General features: G+C 72.4%; 10 protein-coding genes. 3 read left to right on the top strand and 7 right to left on the bottom strand.

Annotated elements, in window-relative coordinates; all coding sequences use genetic code 11:
• Positions 1-121: 121 nt before the first annotated feature.
• Complete coding sequence (locus Pma05_RS39165) at positions 122-2,110, bottom strand: TIGR03960 family B12-binding radical SAM protein (protein WP_203862598.1); 1,989 nt, start codon at positions 2,108-2,110, stop codon at positions 122-124.
• A gap of 236 nt (positions 2,111-2,346) precedes the next feature.
• On the opposite strand from Pma05_RS39165, the gene Pma05_RS39170 reads away from it, so the two are divergent.
• The gene (locus Pma05_RS39170; RefSeq protein WP_203862599.1) at positions 2,347-4,404 is read left to right on the top strand and encodes a hypothetical protein; all 2,058 of its coding nucleotides are present in this window, start codon (positions 2,347-2,349) and stop codon (positions 4,402-4,404) included.
• An 80-nt stretch (positions 4,405-4,484) separates the two neighbouring features.
• Here Pma05_RS39170 and Pma05_RS39175 read toward each other — a convergent pair whose 3' ends face one another.
• The 3 genes from Pma05_RS39175 to ndk all read right to left on the bottom strand — a co-directional run bounded on the left by Pma05_RS39175 (position 4,485) and on the right by ndk (position 9,603).
• Positions 4,485-5,171, bottom strand: coding sequence for a lysophospholipid acyltransferase family protein (locus tag Pma05_RS39175; RefSeq protein WP_203862600.1), 687 nt, complete (start codon positions 5,169-5,171; stop codon positions 4,485-4,487).
• 128 nt (positions 5,172-5,299) lie between these two features.
• Entirely contained in the window at positions 5,300-8,500 is a 3,201-nt protein-coding gene (gene ileS, locus Pma05_RS39180; protein ID WP_203862601.1) for an isoleucine--tRNA ligase, read from the bottom strand.
• Positions 8,501-9,177: 677 nt separating this feature from the next.
• Entirely contained in the window at positions 9,178-9,603 is a 426-nt protein-coding gene (gene ndk, locus Pma05_RS39185; protein WP_203862602.1) for a nucleoside-diphosphate kinase, read from the bottom strand.
• A 198-nt stretch (positions 9,604-9,801) separates the two neighbouring features.
• Here ndk and Pma05_RS39190 point away from each other — a divergent pair, with 198 nt between their 5' ends.
• Positions 9,802-11,490: a VOC family protein gene (locus Pma05_RS39190; RefSeq protein WP_203862603.1), complete on the top strand. Its 1,689-nt coding sequence runs from the start codon at positions 9,802-9,804 to the stop codon at positions 11,488-11,490.
• Positions 11,491-11,522: 32 nt separating this feature from the next.
• On the opposite strand, the gene Pma05_RS43860 is transcribed toward Pma05_RS39190, so the two are convergent.
• The 3 genes from Pma05_RS43860 to Pma05_RS39205 all read right to left on the bottom strand — a co-directional run bounded on the left by Pma05_RS43860 (position 11,523) and on the right by Pma05_RS39205 (position 16,274).
• Positions 11,523-11,873: a DUF4233 domain-containing protein gene (locus Pma05_RS43860; protein WP_307837029.1), complete on the bottom strand. Its 351-nt coding sequence runs from the start codon at positions 11,871-11,873 to the stop codon at positions 11,523-11,525.
• Between the two features lie 215 nt (positions 11,874-12,088).
• A complete protein-coding gene (locus Pma05_RS39200) occupies positions 12,089-13,360 on the bottom strand; it encodes a bifunctional folylpolyglutamate synthase/dihydrofolate synthase (protein ID WP_203862609.1) in 1,272 nt (423 codons plus the stop codon).
• A gap of 271 nt (positions 13,361-13,631) precedes the next feature.
• A complete protein-coding gene (locus Pma05_RS39205; RefSeq protein WP_203862605.1) occupies positions 13,632-16,274 on the bottom strand; it encodes a valine--tRNA ligase in 2,643 nt (880 codons plus the stop codon).
• Between the two features lie 70 nt (positions 16,275-16,344).
• Between Pma05_RS39205 and Pma05_RS39210 the strand changes: the two genes are divergently transcribed.
• The gene (locus Pma05_RS39210) at positions 16,345-17,085 is read left to right on the top strand and encodes a hypothetical protein (protein ID WP_203862606.1); all 741 of its coding nucleotides are present in this window, start codon (positions 16,345-16,347) and stop codon (positions 17,083-17,085) included.
• Positions 17,086-17,181: the final 96 nt, after the last annotated feature.

A 17,181-nucleotide genomic window follows, 5' to 3' on the forward strand; every position in this document is an offset into this window, starting at 1 on the left:
GCTGTACGACCGGCGCCTGGCCGCCCTCCGGCTGTGGTTTCCTGCTGATCGTGCTGCTCCTCGGATACGGTCGGGAAGGCCGTTCCCCCGGAGCGGACTGCTCCAGGGGAACGGTCGGGGGTCAGTGTCCGGTGCCGGCCGGCATCCGCAGGCCGGTGTTGACCGGCGTCAGCGGCAGCAGCTTCTTGCCGGTCGGGCCGATCTGGATCTCGGTGTCCATGGACGGGCAGACGCCACAGTCGAAGCACGGCGTCCACCGGCAGTCGTCCTGCTCGAACTCGGTGAGCGAGTCCTGCCAGTCCTGCCAGAGCCAGTCCTTGTCCAGGCCGGAGTCGAGGTGGTCCCAGGGCAGCACCTCGGCCTGCTCCCGTTCCCGCACGGTGTACCAGTCGAGGTCCACCCCGAAGGTCGGCAGCACCTCGGCGGCGGCGTCCACCCAGCGCTGGTAGGAGAAGTGCTCGCTCCAGCCGTCGAACCGGCCGCCGTTCTCCCAGACCCGCCGGATCACCGCGCCGATCCGGCGGTCACCCCGGCTGAGCAGCCCCTCGATCAGCGACGGCTCGCCGTCGTGATAGCGGTAGCCGATCGCCCGGCCGAGCGACCGGTCGGAGTTGATCGCCTGCTTGAGCAGCTTGAGCCGGTTGTCGATCACCTCGGGCCGCTCCATCCGGGCCCACTGGAACGGGGTGTGCGGCTTGGGCACGAACCCGCCGATCGACACCGTGCAGCGGATGTCCTTGGAGCCGGTGGCCGCCCGCCCCGCCTTGATCACTTCGTGCGCGAGCCGGGCGATCTGGAGGACGTCCTCGTCCTCCTCGGTCGGCAGCCCGCACATGAAGTAGAGCTTCACCTGCCGCCACCCGTTGGTGTAGGCGGTGACCACGGTGCGGATCAGGTCCTCCTCCGACACCATCTTGTTGATCACCTTGCGGATCCGCTCCGAGCCGCCCTCCGGGGCGAAGGTGAGCCCGGTACGCCGCCCGTTGCGGGACAGCTCCTGGGCCAGCTCGATGTTGAAGGCGTCTACCCGGGTCGACGGCAGCGAGAGCGAGACGTTGGTGCCCTCGTACTGCTGGGCCAGGCCGGAGCACATGTCGCCGATCTCCGAGTGGTCGGCCGACGACAGCGACAGCAGCCCGACCTCGTGGAAACCGGAGTATTCGAGGCCGTCCTTCACCATCTGCCCGACCGTGGTGATGGAGCGTTCCCGTACCGGTCGGGTGATCATGCCGGCCTGGCAGAACCGGCAGCCCCGGGTGCAACCCCGGAAGATCTCCACCGCGTACCGCTCGTGCACGGTCTCGGCGAGCGGCACGATCGGCTTCTTCGGGTACGGCCAGGCGTCCAGGTCCATCGTCGTCCGCTTGTGTACCCGGAACGGCACGTCCGGCCGGTTCGGCACGACCCGCTGGATCCGGCCGTCGGGCAGGTAGTCGACGTCGTAGAAGCGCGGCACGTAGACGCTCTCGGTCCGGGCCAGCCGGAGCAGCAGCTCGTCCCGCCCGCCGGGGCTGCCCTCCGCCTTCCAGGCCCGGACGATCTCGGTGATCTCCAGCACGGCTTCCTCGCCGTCCCCGAGCACCGCCGCGTCGACGAAGTCGGCGATCGGCTCCGGGTTGAACGCGGCGTGCCCGCCGGCCACGATCACCGGGTGTTCGTCGGTGCGGTCGGCGGCCAGCAGCGGGATGCCGGCCAGGTCGATCGCGGTGAGCAGGTTGGTGTAGCCGAGTTCGGTGGCGAACGAGATCCCGAAGAGGTCGAACGCGCCGACCGGCCGGTGCGCCTCGACGGTGAACTGCGGCACGCCGTGCGTCCGCATCAACCGCTCAAGGTCCGGCCAGACCGCGTACGTCCGCTCGGCCAGTACGTCCGGCAGTTCGTTGAGCACCTCGTAGAGGATCTGCACCCCCTGGTTCGGCAGGCCCACCTCGTACGCGTCCGGATACATCAGCGCCCAACGGACGACCGCCGACTCCCACTCCTTCACCACCGCGCCCAGTTCGCCGCCGACGTACTGGATCGGCTTGCTGACCTGGGGCAGCAGTTGCTCGAGCTGCGGCCAGACCGTCATCGCCGCTGACCTTTCCGCGGCGGCCGACGCGGCGCTCATGGAACCTCCCGGAACACTCCGCTGGAACACCAACCATCCAGGGTACGCGGCACACCCGCAGCCCGGTCCAGTACTCCCCGCACCCTTCGGTACGGGCAGTTTCGGCCGAAAGCTCCCCCACACGCTGGCTCGCCGGGATTTCCCCCACCGTCGGAGACCCTCGTACGATCCGGCGCGGAACGACCGATTGGTCGGGCGGTACTAACCTCGGACGGGCGCGAGAGGAGATCCGCACAATGTCCCAGCCGCAGCCGGAGGAGACCGCACCGGCGGGCCGAGCCACGCCGGCCGGGCCACCCCCGGCCAAGGGCTCGGCGACCGTTGCGCCCGGTGACCAGCCCGCCCCGGCCGACGACCAGCAGCACGGCCGAGCCGGTGACCAGCACGGCCGAGCCGACGACGAGCACGGCCGAGCCGACGACCAGCAGCACGGCCGAGCCGGTGACCAGCACGGTCGGGCTGGCGACCAGCGAGTTCGGCCCGGTGAGCCGGACGACACGGCCGTGGACATCCCGGTGGAACTGGACGGGTCCGCCGCCGACGCCGACCTCGACCAGCCGACGCTGCCCACCCCGCCGCCCGGCGCAACCCGCTCCGCGCACCCCGCCCCCGAACCCGCCGACTCCGTTGCTACGGCGCCACGGCCGGCAGCGGAACCGGCAACCGGTGCCGACGACGGGCACCCGACGGCCGCGATGCAGGAGCGCCCGCCGCCCCCCGCCGATAAACCCTCCGACCCCGGGCAGGCACCGGCCGCCACCGACGCAATGTCCCCGCCCGAAGAACCCCGGCCCGCAGCCGCCGCCGCACGCGCCGCAGCGGAAGAACCGCCGGCGGTCGACGAGGACGCGCCCACCCGTCGCACCCCGCCGCCCGACGCCACCCGTGCCGAGCAACCCGAGGTCGGCCGAGCCGAGCAACCCGACGCCACCCGAGTCGAGCAGCCCGAGGTCGGCCGGGCCGAGCAACCCGAGGTCGGCCGAGCCGAACAGCCCGAGGTCGGCCGGACGGGACAGCCGGTCGACGTCACCCGGGTCGAGCAGCCCGCCGAGGCCGCCACCGGCTCGGGTCCGGCCGAGGGTGGGGCGCCGGCATCGCCACCCGAGGAGGACCAGCCGGCCCCGACCCGGATGGCCGCGCCGCGCTGGACCGGCTCGGCGGCCGTACCACCGCCCGGGCCGCGCAAGCGTCGCTGGTTCCGGGGCGATGCCGAGGAAGCCGACGTTCCGGCGGCACCGACGGCCCGGACCCGACCAGCCGATCCGACCCTGCGGATGCCGGGTGCCGAGGCGGACGAGGACGACATCCCCACCCCGGTCGACCCGTGGGCCGGCGCCGCCGACGACCCCTGGGACGCGTACCCGCCGGTCGGTGGCCATCCGGGAGCGGCGAGTCACCCACCGGTCGGCTACGACGCGCCGGTCAGCCCGCCCCCGGCCCAGCAGTTGCCGGTGACCCGGCGTTTTCCCGCGCCGACCGGTCCGCCGCCACCGCCACCGCCCCGCGCGGCGCCGCCACCACACGCGGCGCCGCCACCGCCGCCGGCTCGGGCCAACCGGCCGCCGCCCGCGCCCGCGCCACGGAAGCCGCTGCCACCGCCGCCGGTCGCCCCGCCCCGACCGGCGAAACAACAGCACCGGCCGCCGGTCCGCAAGGCACCGCCCGCCCCGGCCCCCCTTCCGCCGGTACGCCGCCGGCGCCGCTGGCCCCGGGTGATGTTCACGCTGACCCTGCTCAGCATCGTCTGCTGCTGCGGCATTCCGGCGTACTACGCCAAGCCGGTCTGGGACCAGTACCCGGCGTCGCCGGTGGATCCGCTGCCGAGCGAAATACTGGACCTGCGGCTGCTGGACAACCCGGCCGGCCGGCAGACCGCCGAGCAGTTGAAGCAGGAGGTCCAGGCGCGGAACTGGTTCAGCGGCGGCGAGGCGTTCGCCGGGGTCTACCAGGCCTCGAACGGCAAGCGGGTGGTCATCTTCGGCAGCACCGGCTTCCGGTTCAGTCCCGAGTCGGCGGTGCAGGAGGAGGTCACCCGGCTCCAGGACGAGTACGCGGTCACCTCGGTCGAGTCGGTGCCGACCGGCGTACGCGGCGAGTACCGAAGTTGCGGCACGGGCAGGTTCGACGGTGACAAGGTGGTGGTCTGCACCTGGGCGGACCACGGCAGCTCGGCCACCGCACTGTTCACCCGCCTGTCGATAGCGGACAGCTCCGAACTGCTCAGCACGCTGCGCGACAACATCATCGTCCGGGACCCGGTCGGCTCGGACAACGGCAGCGCCAGTACCAGATAGTCAGCCGCCACCGGCCGCTGTCGCAGGCCCGGCGCGGCGGCCGGTGGGTCACGGAGACCGGCGGTGGCCGGGGAGGAAGGCTACGAGCCGCCGTTCTCGGCCGCGTTGCGGGCCGGCGCGTACCGGGGCACGTACTCCTGCCCGGTCAGCTTCTGGATCTCGGTCATGATCTCGTCGGTGATCTGCCGCAGCGAGGTCCGGTCCGTCGGGCGGCCGACGAAGTCGAGCGGCTTGCCGAACCGGACGATCACCTTGCCGGTGCCGAGCCGGGGCACCCGGGCGCCGATCGGCTGCACCCGCTCGGTGCCGATCATCCCGACCGGGATCACCGGCACCTCGGCGGCCAGCGCCAGCCGGGCCACCCCGGTACGACCCCGGTAGAGCCGCCCGTCCGGTGACCGGGTGCCCTCCGGGTAGATCGCGACCAGGTCACCGGCGCGCAGCACCGGGATCGCCCCGTCGAAGGCGGAGAGCGCGGCCCGGCCGCCGGCCCGTTCCACCCGGATCGCGCCGAGCCCGCTGATCACGGAGCGGGTGAACCAGCCCCGCAGCCCGGTGCCGGTGAAGTATTCGGACTTGGCCCAGAAGGCGAGGTGCCGGGGCACCACCGAGCCGAGGAACAGCTCGTCGGCGACCGAGAGGTGGTTGCCCGCGAAGATCGCGCCGCCGGTCGCCGGAACGTTCTCCAGGCCCTCCACGGTCGGACGCCAGGCAACCCGCATCGCGGTGCCGACGGTGTACTGGCCGATGGTGTAGAGCAGCGGCACGGGACCTCCGGCGGTCAAGGTAGTCGGGCGCTGTCACGTTAACCGACGCCCGACCGGTCCGCGTAGGTGACCGTCACGATCACCCGCCCGGACCGGTCGGGCGGCACCCGGCGATGCCCTGGGACTGCTCAGCGGCGGCGTACCGTCACCGCCACCCGGTCGCCCTCGCCGACCTCGCCGGCGAAGCCGGCGGCCCGCTCGGCGAACTCGACAGAGTCGGCCTGGTCGGCGAACTCGACGGAGTCGCCCTGGTCGGCGAAGCCGATCGAGTCGGCCAGCACCTCCCGGGCCACGAAGTCCCGGTACGCCTCGACCGCCGCGGTCACCTCCGCCGGGGCGGCGAGCAGCACGTCGATCCGGTCCGACACGTCCAGCCCGGCGTCCCGGCGGGCCTGCTGCACCACCCGTACGACGTCCCGGGCCAGTCCCTCGGCGGCGAGTTCCGGGGTGACGGTGGTGTCGAGCACCACCACGCCCTCCCCGCCGGGCAGCGGCGCGGAGTGCTCGGCGTCGGCGGGTACCAGCTTCAGCTCGTACTCGCCCGGCTCCAGCCGTACCCCGGCCGCCTCCGGTGCTCCGTCCACCAGCGCCCAGTCGCCGGACTTGACCGCCTTGATCACGGTCTGCACCTGCTTGCCGACCCGGGGGCCGAGTGCCCGGGGCACCACCGTGAGCACCTGCTGGCAATAGCTGGCCAGTTCGTCGCTGAAGGTGACCGCCTTGACGTTCACCTCGTCCGTGAGCAGGTCGGCGAAGGGCCGCAGGGTGGCCGCGGCCGGGGTGGCCACGGTCAGCGACGACAGCGGCAGCCGGACCCGCAGGCCCTTCGCCTTGCGCAGCGAGAGCGCCGCCGAGGCGACGTTACGGGTGGCGTCCATCGCGGCGACCAGTTCGTGGTCGGCCGGGAACTCGGCGGCGTCCGGCCAGTCGGTCAGGTGCACCGACCGCTCGCCGGTCAGCCCGCGCCAGACCTCCTCGGCGGTCAGCGGGGCCAGCGGGGCGAGTACCCGGCTGACCGTCTCCAGCACCGTGTAGAGGGTGTCGAAGGCGTCCCGGTCACCGGACCAGAAGCGGTCCCGGGACCGCCGGACGTACCAGTTGGTCAGCGCGTCCAGGAACGACCGGACCGTGCCGCAGGCGCCGGAGATGTCGTAGACGTCGAGCTGCCCCTGTACCGCCTCGACCAGCTCCCGGGTCTTGGCCAGCACATACCTGTCGAGCAGGTGCGTCGAGTCGGTACGCCGGACCGCCGAGTAACCCTCCGCGTTCGCGTAGAGCGAGAAGAAATACCAGACGTTCCAGTACGGCAGCAGCACATGGCGTACCGAGTCCCGGATCACGGTCTCGCTGACCACCACGTCGCCGCCGCGCAGTACCGGCGAGGACATCAGCGTCCAGCGCATCGCGTCCGAGCCGTAGCTGTCGAACATCTCGTAGACGTCCGGATAGTTGCGCAGGCTCTTGGACATCTTGCGGCCGTCCGAGCCGAGCACGATGCCGTGCACCACGGAGTTGCGGAACGCCGGCCGGTCGAAGAGCGCGGTCGCCAGTACGTGCATGGTGTAGAACCAGCCCCGCACCTGCGGGACGTACTCGACGATGAAGTCCCCCGGGTAGTGGTGCTCGAACCACTCCCGGTTCTCGAACGGGTAGTGCACCTGGGCGAACGGCATCGAGCCGGACTCGAACCAGCAGTCCAGTACCTCCGGCACCCGCCGCATGGTGGAGCGCCCGGTCGGGTCGTCCGGGTTGGGCCGGGTCAGCCCGTCGATGCCGGGCCGGTGCAGGTCGCCGACGCGTACCCCGAAGTCGGCCTCCAGCTCGGCGAGCGAGCCATAGACGTCGACCCGCGGATACTGCGGGTCGTCCGACTTCCAGACCGGGATCGGCGAGCCCCAGAACCGGTTCCGGCTGATCGACCAGTCCCGGGCGTTCGCCAGCCACTTGCCGAACGAGCCGTCCCGGACGTGCCCCGGCGTCCAGTTGATCTGCTGGTTCAGCTCCAGCATCCGGTCCTTGACCTTGGTCACCGCCACGAACCAGGAGGAGACCGCCTTGTAGACCAGCGGGGTGTCGCAGCGCCAGCAGTGCGGGTACGCGTGCGTGTAGGTGTCCTGCCGGAGCACCACCCCGCGCTCCTTCAGCTCGCGGATCACCGACTTGTTCACGTCGAAGACCTGCTCACCCTGGTACGGCGGGACCAGCGCGGTGAACCGGGTGTGGTCGTCCACGGTCACCACGGTCGGGATGCCGGCCGCGTTGCACGCCTTCTGGTCGTCCTCGCCGAAGGCCGGGGCCAGGTGCACCACCCCGGTGCCGTCCTCGGTGGTGACGAACTCCGCGCCGAGCACCTGGTAGGCGTTCGGCCCGCCCCGCTCGACGAGGAAGTCGTAGAGCGGGGTGTAGCGGCGCCCGACCAGGTCCCGGCCGTGCACGGTGCCGAGCTGGGTGTAGCCGTCCAGCTCCTTCGCGTACGCGCCGAGCCGGGCGGCGCCGACGACGTAGCGCTGGCCGTCCCGCTCCAGCACCGCGTACTCGATCTCCGGGCCGACCGCGAGCGCCAGGTTGGACGGCAGCGTCCACGGCGTGGTGGTCCAGACCCCGACCCGTACCGGCCCGCGCAGCAGCTCCGGGGCGGACTCGTCCGGGGTCAGCTCGAACCAGACGGTCAGCGTCGGGTCGTGCCGGTCCCGGTAGACGTCGTCCATCCGGGTCTCGGTGTTCGACAGCGGCGTCTCGCAGCGCCAGCAGTACGCCAGCACGCTGAACCCCTCGTAGACCAGTCCCTTGTCGTGGAGCTGGCGGAACGCCCACATGACGCTCTCCATGTAGCTGAGGTCGAGCGTCTTGTAGTCGTTGCCGAAGTCGACCCACCGGGCCTGCCGGTTGACATACCGCTCCCAGTCCCGGGTGTAGGCCAGCACCGAGGTCCGGCAGGCGTCGTTGAACCGCCCGACGCCGAGGTCGAGGATCTCCGCCTTGGTGGTGATGCCGAGCTGCTTCTCCGCCTCCACCTCGGCCGGCAGGCCGTGACAGTCCCAGCCGAAGCGCCGCTCCACCCGCCGGCCACGCATCGTCTGGTATCGCGGCACCAGGTCCTTGACGTAGCCGGTCAGCAGGTGGCCGTAGTGCGGCAGGCCGTTGGCGAACGGCGGGCCGTCGTAGAAGACGTACTCGTTGGCACCGTTCGGGCCGGGGTCCCGGGCCTCCACGCTGGCCTCGAAGGTCTTGTCGGCCACCCAGTGGTCGAGCACGCGCTGCTCGACCGCCGGCAGCTCCGGACTGGCCGGCACGCCCGTGCCGGCGGGGGCGTTCTTCGGGTACGCCATCGCGGGTCGCTCTCCTCGTCGCAGCTCACTCACCGTGGTCTGCGAGGACGAGTCCTGGGTACGCCCGGATCGGCGCGCCCGTGAACCCGCGGTACCACCCCGCTTGGCGGTCGATGGTCGACCACCCGCTCGTTGGCCGGCTGTGACGGGCCGGTCCCGTCCGGTTCTACTGGGGTGTCGCCACCTGTTCTTCCGGAGGCTCGCCGGTGATGGCCGGGTCGACGCCTGTGCCCGTCAACGATACTCGACCGCCCCGCCGACCCCCATCCGATATCCCCGCCCGGCCCTCCGCCGGCACACCGTCCCGCCGAACGCGGGGACAGCCCACCATCGGGGTACTCGTACTCCGGCCGAGCAGCACCGGCCCGAAGGTGACCGCGATGCCCCGGCAGACCGCGCTGGAGATCACCTCCACCGCGCTCAGCGCACTGCCGCTGACCGACGCCCCCGCCGAGCAACACCCCGGCGAGCAACGCGAGCACAGCGATCATCGGCCGCCCCGAGCGCCAGCCCGCCCTGACCCTCCCAGGGTCGCCCGGCCACCCCGATCCGCCGCCGAGCCGCCGCCCGGCCACGCCGATCCAGCGGTTGGTCCGGCCAACGCGTCGCCCGGTCACCCCAATCCCGCGCTCGGTCCGACCGACGCGCGTCGCCCCGTCACCCCGAGCCGCCGCCCGTCAGGTCAACTCGGGGAACCAGAGCGCGATCTCCCGGCGGGCGGTCTCGGCCGAGTCGGCCGCGTGCACCAGGTTCTCCCGGGACGAGCAGGCCAGGTCGCCCCGGATCGTGCCGGGGACCGCCCGACGCCCGTCGGTGGCGCCGACCAGGCCACGGACCATCTCGACCACGCCGGAGCCGGAGAGCACCAACGCGACCAGCGGGCCGGAGGTCATGAACTCCCGCAGTGCCGGATAGAACGGCTCCGCCACGTGCTCGGCGTAGTGCAGGTCGGCGAGCCGCTCGTCCATCCGGCGCAGCGCCATCGCGTCGATGCCGAGGCCCTTGCGCTCGAACCGGCCGAGGATCTCGCTGACCAGCCGGCGCCGCACCGCGTCGGGCTTGACCAACACGAAGGTACGCTCGGCGGAAGCGCTGCTGACCACGGGCAACCCCTCGTCGGTACGGCCGGAGAGCTGGACGCCGCCAGCGTATGTCGGCGCCGCCCGGCCGCGACGCCGCAGGTCGGCACGTTCGGCCAGCTCACGGGCAACCGATCCGGCGGCGAAGGCCGCATACCGGCCCCGGGTCGTTCCATTCCCGCCAGATCCGGCCTAGCCTGGCCTTAACCAGGGAGGTCCACTGTGGCAGATGGTCGTCGCCGCCAGGTCGCGCCGGTGCGCAAGCTGGTCGCCGCTGTGCTGGGTACCTTCGCCACCTTCGTCGTCCTGTTCGGCTTCGGGATGCGCAGTTGGGCGATCGCCGTACTCGGGGTGGCGCTGCTCGCCCTGGCCATCGCGCTCGTCGCGGTCACCGCCGTACGCAGCGGTCCCCGGGCCTGGGTGACCGGGATCGGGCACGTGCACAGTGTCACCGAGCCGCCCGCCTCGTCGACCTTCGGCCGGTGTGAACTCCAGATCGTGATCGACGCGCCGGGGGTCCCCGGCCGCTCGGTGCGGATCCGCGACCCCCGGGTGCCGGTGTCGAAGTGGCCGGATCCCGGCGCCACCCTGCCGATCATGGTGGCAATCGACGACCAGCGGCACGTCCGGATCCTCTGGGACGAGGTGCTGACCCACGCCGAGGCGGCTGCGGGCGGCGACCTGCCGCCGGAGTTCCACGACTTCGACCCGGTCGACGACGACATCCTGATCGAGCAGGAGGCGCCGCCGTGGGCGCGGAGCGGGCGGGACGACCCGTACGCCGGCCCGCCGCCCGGCGGCCCGCCGGTCAGCGAGGACCTGACCGAGGACGACCTCGGCCCGCTCCGGGACGATCTGGAGCCGCTCCGGGACGACCGGGGCACATCCCGGGAGGAGCCGGTGGTGATGCGGCAGACCCCCGGCGGAACGATCGTGCTGGAGGGGACGCTGGTCGACCCGCCGTCCACCGCGCCGCTGCCCCGCCGCCCCCGGCCGACCCCCGGGCCGGGCGGCCGGAACCGGCGGCCCCGCCCGAGCCCGGCCCCGGCCGCCGCGGCACCGGTCTCCGACGCGCCACCGGCACCGCGCCCACCCGAGCCGGACGCACCGCCGACCGGGACCGGTGCCACCGACGTGCCCGGCGACGACACCGGGCCGGAGACGCCGCCGATTCCGGAGGCCCGGTCCGGGGGCATCCCGCCGGCCGGCCCGGCGGCAACGGAGCCGGACCGGGAAGCACCCGAACCGGACCCGGTGACCCCGGAACCCACGACGGCGGACTCCGGCCGGTCGGCCACCGCCGCGGGCCGCTCGGGTACCGGCCCCACGGGCCCGGCCGAGACCTCGCGGGACGAGATCGACATCCCGCTGGACGACCCGGACCGCGATCCGGACCTCGACCCGGACCTCGACCCGGACCTCGACCTGCGGGCTGGCGCGGCAGCGGCCGACGACCTCGCGGCGACCTCGGACGACGAGGCGATCCTGGCCGACCTGATCGACACCCAGCCGCCGGCCCGGCTCGGCGGATCCGGGCCGATCGCCGGGGTCGGGATCACCCTGCTGGTGACCGATCTCGAACGGTCGATCGCGTTCTACCGGGACCTGCTCGGCTTCTTCGAGATCGACGGCGGCGAGGGCAACGCCATCCTCGCCTCCGGCGCGACCCGGCTGGTGCTGCGGGCGATCCGCGAGGTGGCCCCGATCAACCGGCGGCTGGTCCACCTCAACCTCGAAGTGAACGACGTGACCGCCTTCTACGAGGAACTCCTCGGAAAGGGCGTGAAGTTCACCTACGCCCCCCGGGCGGTCAACCGGGGCGCCAAGCTCGAACTCTGGGCCGCCGCGTTCCGGGACCCGGACGGGCACGGGATCGCGCTCACCCAGTGGCGGAGCCGGGCCACCGGCTGAGCCGTGTACGGTGTGCCGGCCGCCGCTCCGGGTCAGCCGAGGATGACCCGCCGGACGTGCAGCACGTACGCCCACACGGCGGCGAAGATCAGCCCCAGCGCACCGAGTGACCAGTGCAGGAAGCCGGCGAGCAGCAGCAGCCCCTGTAGGACGGTGCCGGCGTGCCACGCCCACGGCCGACGCAGGCAGCCGGCCAGTACGACCGCCAGCACGGCGAGCCCGACAACCGCCCCGATCGCGCTACCGCCCAGTTCCCCGCCGAGCAGTCGGATCGGCTGGATGGCGAGCAGCAGCACCAACGTCTCGACGCTCAGCGTCAGGGCGCCGAGGCCGCGTACCGCCCGGTCCGGATCCCGCAGTCCGGAGGGTCGACCGCCGGAGATCCCCGTCGCGCCGCCGGGCGTACCCGTCGGGCTGCCGGGAGCGGCGGGGCTGGTCGCGCTGCCAGGCGTACCCGTCGGGCTGCCGGGAGCGGCGGGGCTGGTCGCGTCGCCGGGCGTGGTCGTCGAGCCGGCGTCGTCGACCGGGCCGGACGGCTCTGCGGCGCCGGCCGCCGGTCCGGGGCGGCCGGCCGGGTTCGCCGCCTCGTCCGGTGCGCTCATCGCTTCAACAGCCGTCGCGCGTCGGCCACGGTGACCACCGAGCCGGTGACCAGCACACCCACCCCGCTCAGCTCGCCCTGCACGTCGGACTCGGCCAGTGCCACGGCAGCCTCGATCGCGTCCGGCAACTCGGGCGCCACCTCGACCCGGTCCGGCCCGAAGACCTCGACGGCGAGTTCGGCGAGTTCGGCGGCCGGCATCGCCCGGGGCGAGCTGTTCCCGGTGACCACGACCGCGTCGACCACCGGTTCGAGTAGTTCGAGCAGGCTCGCCGCGTCCTTGTCCGCCAATACCCCGACCAGCGCGATCAGCCGGCTGAACGCGAACTCCTCCTGAAGTGCGCTGACGGTGGCGGCCATGCCGTCCGGGTTGTGCGCCCCGTCCAGCAGGATCGTCGGGGCGGACCGGACCCGCTCCAGCCGGCCGGGTGAGTCGGCGGTGGCGAAGCCCTGCCGGACGGTCTCGACGTCGAGCTGGCGGGACGCGCCCGCACCGAGGAACGCCTCGACGGCGGCGAGCGCGATCGCGGCGTTCTGCGCCTGGTGTGCGCCGTGCAGCGGCAGGAAGACGTTGTCGTAGACCCCGCCGAGGCCCTGGAGCGACAGCACCTGGCCGCCGACCGCCATGCTCCGACGCAGTACGCCGAACTCGCCACCCTCCCGGGCGATGGTGGCGCCGACCTCGGCACAGCGTTCCAGGATCGGCTCGGCGGCCTCCTCCGGCTGGACCGCCGAGATCACCGTCGCACCCTTGTGGATGATGCCTGACTTGGCCAGCGCGATGTCCTGGATCGTGTCGCCGAGCCATTCGGTGTGGTCGAGCCCGATCGGGGTGATCACGGCGATCCCGGCGCTCAGTACGTTGGTGGAGTCCTCCGCCCCGCCGAGCCCGACCTCGACCACCGCCACGTCGACCGGGGCGTCGGCGAAGGTGGCGAAGGCGAGCGCCGTGGTCAGGTCGAAGTACGTCAACGGCTCGTCGGCCCGCTCGTCGACCAGCCGGGCCAGCGGCGCCACCTCGCGGTAGACCGAGACGAAGCGTTCCTCGCCGATCGGCTCGCCGTCCAGGCTGATCCGCTCCCGCACGCTCTCCAGGTGCGGGCTGGTGTACCTGCCGGTGTGCAACCCGAAGGCCCGGAGCAGCGAGTCGATCATCCGAGCCGTCGACGTCTTGCCGTTGGTGCCGGTCAGATGGATCGCCGGGTACGCCCGCTGCGGGCTGCCGAGCACGTCGAGCAGCTCCTCGATCCGGCCCAGGTCGAAGACCATCCGGGTGTAGCCGCGACCGGCCAGTTCCGCCTCGACCTGTGCGAACTCAGCCGCCCGTTCCGCGCGCTCACTCACCGCGACCCTCGCCCCCGCACCGTGTTACGCCCCCGCCCGTTCCACCGAACCGCCCCAACACCGACCGCCCCAACACCGGCCGGCCAGGTGTTGGTCAGCACCCCGGTCAGCCCGTCGTACCGCGCGCCCGACCGCCGTACCCCGTTGACTCGCACCCGCACTCGCACGCCCTCGATCCGCACCCGGCTCCGGCCGGTCAGCCGAGTGCCGTGAGGGCACTGGCGATCCGGTCCAGGTCCGCCTCGGCCGCCGCCAGCCGGTCCCTGATCTTGTCGACCACCGGGGCCGGCGCCTTGTCGAGGAAGGCCGGGTTGCCGAGCTTCGCCCGGGCCTGGCCGATCTCCTTCTCCGCCGCGGCCCGGTCCTTGGTCAGCCGGGCCCGCTCGGCGGCGACGTCGATCGAACCCCGGGTGTCCAGGGCAACCGTCACCGCCCCGGAGACCGCGAGGGTGGCGCTGGCGGCGAAGTCCGGTCCCGCCTCGTCGAGCCGGACCAGCGAGCGGATCAGCGGCTCGTGCGCGGCGATGCCGGCCCCGGTCAGCCCGTCAAGCCGGGCCGCCACCCGCTGCGCCGGGCGCAGCCCCTGGTCGGAACGGAACCGGCGGATCTCGGTGACCACCCGCTGGAGTTCGGCGATCTCGCGCTCCGCCGTCTCGTCGCGCAGCGCCGGTACGGCGACCGGCCAGGCGGCGGTCATCACCGACGCACCGGCCGGGTCACCGTCGGCGGTCTCGGCACCGGCCAGCGCGACCCAGAGTTCGTCGGTGACGAACGGCACCACCGGGTGCAGCAGCCGCAGCAGTTGGTCGAGCACGTGTCCGAGTACCCGCCGGGTGACCTCGGCCGGCTCGCCACCGGCGGCCAGCACCGGCTTGGCCAGCTCGACGTACCAGTCGCAGACGTCGTCCCAGGCGAAGTGGTAGAGCACGTCACAGACCTTGGCGAACTCGTACGCCTCGAACTGCTCGTCGACCTCGGCGGTGACCTGCTGCAACCGGGAGAGGATCCACCGGTCCACGGTCGAGAGCCGAGCCGGCTCGGGCAGTTCGCCGGCCACGTGCGCCCCGTTCATCAGGGCGAACCGGGTGGCGTTCCAGAGCTTGTTGCAGAAGTTGCGGGAGCCCTGGCACCACTCGTCGCTGACCGGCACGTCCTGGCCGGGGTTGGCGCCCCGGGCCAGGGTGAACCGGGTGGCGTCCGCGCCGTACCGCTCGATCCAGTCCAGCGGGTCGACCACGTTGCCGAACGACTTCGACATCTTCTTGCCGTACTGGTCGCGCACCATGCCGTGCAGCGCGATCACGTCGAACGGCTGCCGGCCGTCCATCGCGTACAGGCCGAACATCATCATCCGGGCGACCCAGAAGAACAGGATGTCGTACCCGGTCACCAGCACGCTGGTCGGATAGAACTTCGCCAGGTCGGCGGTCTGCTCCGGCCAGCCGAGCGTGGAGAACGGCCAGAGTGCGCTGGAGAACCAGGTGTCCAGCACGTCGACGTCCTGGTGCCAGCCGTCCCCGGTCGGCGGTTCCTCGTCCGGGCCGACGCAGCGCACCTCGCCGTCCGGGCCGTACCAGACCGGGATCCGGTGCCCCCACCAGAGCTGTCGGGAGATGCACCAGTCGTGCATGTTGTCGACCCAGCCGAAATACCGCTTGGCCATGTCGGCCGGTTCGATCTTGACGCGCCCGTCCCGCACCGCGTCGCCGGCCGCCCGGGCCAGCGGTCCGGTGTTGACGAACCACTGCAACGACAGTCGCGGCTCCACCGTCGTACGGCACCGCGAGCAGTGCCCCACCGCATGCGCGTACGGCCGCTTCTCGGCGACGATCCGGCCCTGCTCCCGCAGCGCGGCGACGATCGCCGGCCGGGCCTCGAACCGGTCGAGTCCCTGGAACGGGCCGGGCGCGGTGATGACCCCCCGCTCGTCCATCACCGTCAGGGACGGCAGGTCGTGCCGCTGGCCGATCTCGAAGTCGTTGGGGTCGTGCGCCGGGGTCACCTTGACCATGCCGGTGCCGAAGCTCGGGTCGACGTGCTTGTCGCCGACGATCGGGATCCGCCGCCCGGTCAGCGGCAACTCGACCTCGGTGCCGATCAGGTGCTTGTAGCGCTCGTCGTCCGGGTGCACCGCGACGGCGGTGTCGCCGAGCATGGTCTCGGCCCGGGTGGTGGCGACCACCACCTCGTCGCTGTACCGGATCGACACGAGTTCGCCCTCGTCGTCGGTGTGCTCCACCTCGATGTCCGAAAGCGCGGTGAGGCAGCGCGGGCACCAGTTGATGATCCGCTCGGCGCGGTAGATCAGGCCGTCGTCGTACAGCTTCTTGAAGATCGTCTGTACCGCCCGGGACAGCCCCTCGTCCATGGTGAAGCGCTCGCGGTCCCAGTCGACGGAGTCGCCGAGCCGGCGCATCTGGCCGAGGATCTTGCCACCCGACTCGGCCTTCCACTGCCAGACCCGCTCGACGAACTTCTCCCGCCCCAGGTCGTGCCGGGACAGCCCCTCGCCGGCAAGCTGGCGCTCGACGAGGTTCTGGGTGGCGATGCCGGCGTGGTCCATGCCGGGCAGCCAGAGCGCCTCGTACCCCTGCATCCGCCGGCGCCGGGTGAGCGCGTCCATCAGGGTGTGCTCGAACGCGTGGCCCATGTGCAGCGAGCCGGTCACGTTCGGTGGCGGGATGACGATGGTGAACGGGGGCCGGTCACTGTCGGCCGAGGCCCGGAAACGCCCGGCTGCTACCCACTCCTCGTACCGCCGACCTTCTACCTCGCCCGGCTGGTACTGGGCGGAAAGGGTCGGGGCCGCGGCGCGGTCCGCATCCAGAGTCTCGGTCACCCCTCGAAGTCTACGAGCCTGCGCGCCGGGCCCGTCGTGCGCCACCTCCCGGTCGCGTACGGTGGCGGCTATGTCCGATGCCCCCCGCTCCGATCGGTATGCCGCGGCCGATTCCGGCGCCATCGAGATCACGTCGGAGCCGATCGTGCTGGACCGGTCGGCCAGCCGGGACGCCGAGGCGATCGACATCACTCCGGCGCTCGATTCCGACGATTCCGAGGCCGGACCCGCCAGCTCGGCTGGCAAGCCGTCGTCCCGACGCCGGAAGATCGTCCTCGGCTCGGTGCTCGCGGTCACCCTCGCCGGAGTCGCCGTCTTCGGCAGTGTGAGCTGGCGGATCCTCCAGCAGAAGGACGCCACCCTCGCCACCCCGGTCGAGGTCGCCGGTCTCACCCGGGACGAGAGCGAGGGCGCCCAGGCGACCATCGAGTACCTCCGGACCGCCGTCAACGCCGAGATCAACTTCGCCGAGAGCTTCGGCGCCGTCTACACCGACCCCGCCGGCCCGGACCGCAGCGTCCTGCTCTTCGGCGGTACGACCCTCGTCTGGCAGCCGGAACGGGATCTGGATCGCCTCTTCGCCCTGGCCTCCGAGGAGGACAGCCCGGTCGCCGACATCCGCGAGGTGGACGCCGGTTCACTCGGTGGCGTCATGAAGTGCGGTACCGCCCCGATCCAGGACGGCGAACTCGTCTTCTGTGGCTGGGCCGACCACGGCAGCATCGCGATGGGCATGTTCGCCGGCCGTACCCTCGATGACTCCTCGGCGCTGCTCCGCGACATCCGGAACGCCGTGCAGAGCCGGGACTGATCCGCAACTGGCGCAGCTCGGTGACGGACACGGCTCCGACCGTCGCCAGCCGGGCCAGGAGTTCCCGCCGCAGCGGCCCCGGATGCTCCGGTTTTA

The sequence above is a fragment of the Plantactinospora mayteni genome, assembly GCF_016862935.1.
Taxonomy (GTDB): Bacteria; Actinomycetota; Actinomycetes; order Mycobacteriales; family Micromonosporaceae; genus Plantactinospora; species Plantactinospora mayteni.

Bases quoted from the DNA above. Each gene is read 5' to 3' on its own strand.
- Pma05_RS39165 (WP_203862598.1), bottom strand. From the start codon at position 2,110: ATGAGCGCCGCGTCGGCCGCCGCGGAAAGGTCAGCGGCGATGACGGTC.
- Pma05_RS39170 (WP_203862599.1), top strand. From the start codon at position 2,347: ATGTCCCAGCCGCAGCCGGAGGAGACCGCACCGGCGGGCCGAGCCACG.
- ileS (WP_203862601.1), bottom strand. From the start codon at position 8,500: ATGGCGTACCCGAAGAACGCCCCCGCCGGCACGGGCGTGCCGGCCAGT.
- Pma05_RS39200 (WP_203862609.1), bottom strand. From the start codon at position 13,360: ATGGTCTTCGACCTGGGCCGGATCGAGGAGCTGCTCGACGTGCTCGGC.
- Pma05_RS39210 (WP_203862606.1), top strand. From the start codon at position 16,345: ATGTCCGATGCCCCCCGCTCCGATCGGTATGCCGCGGCCGATTCCGGC.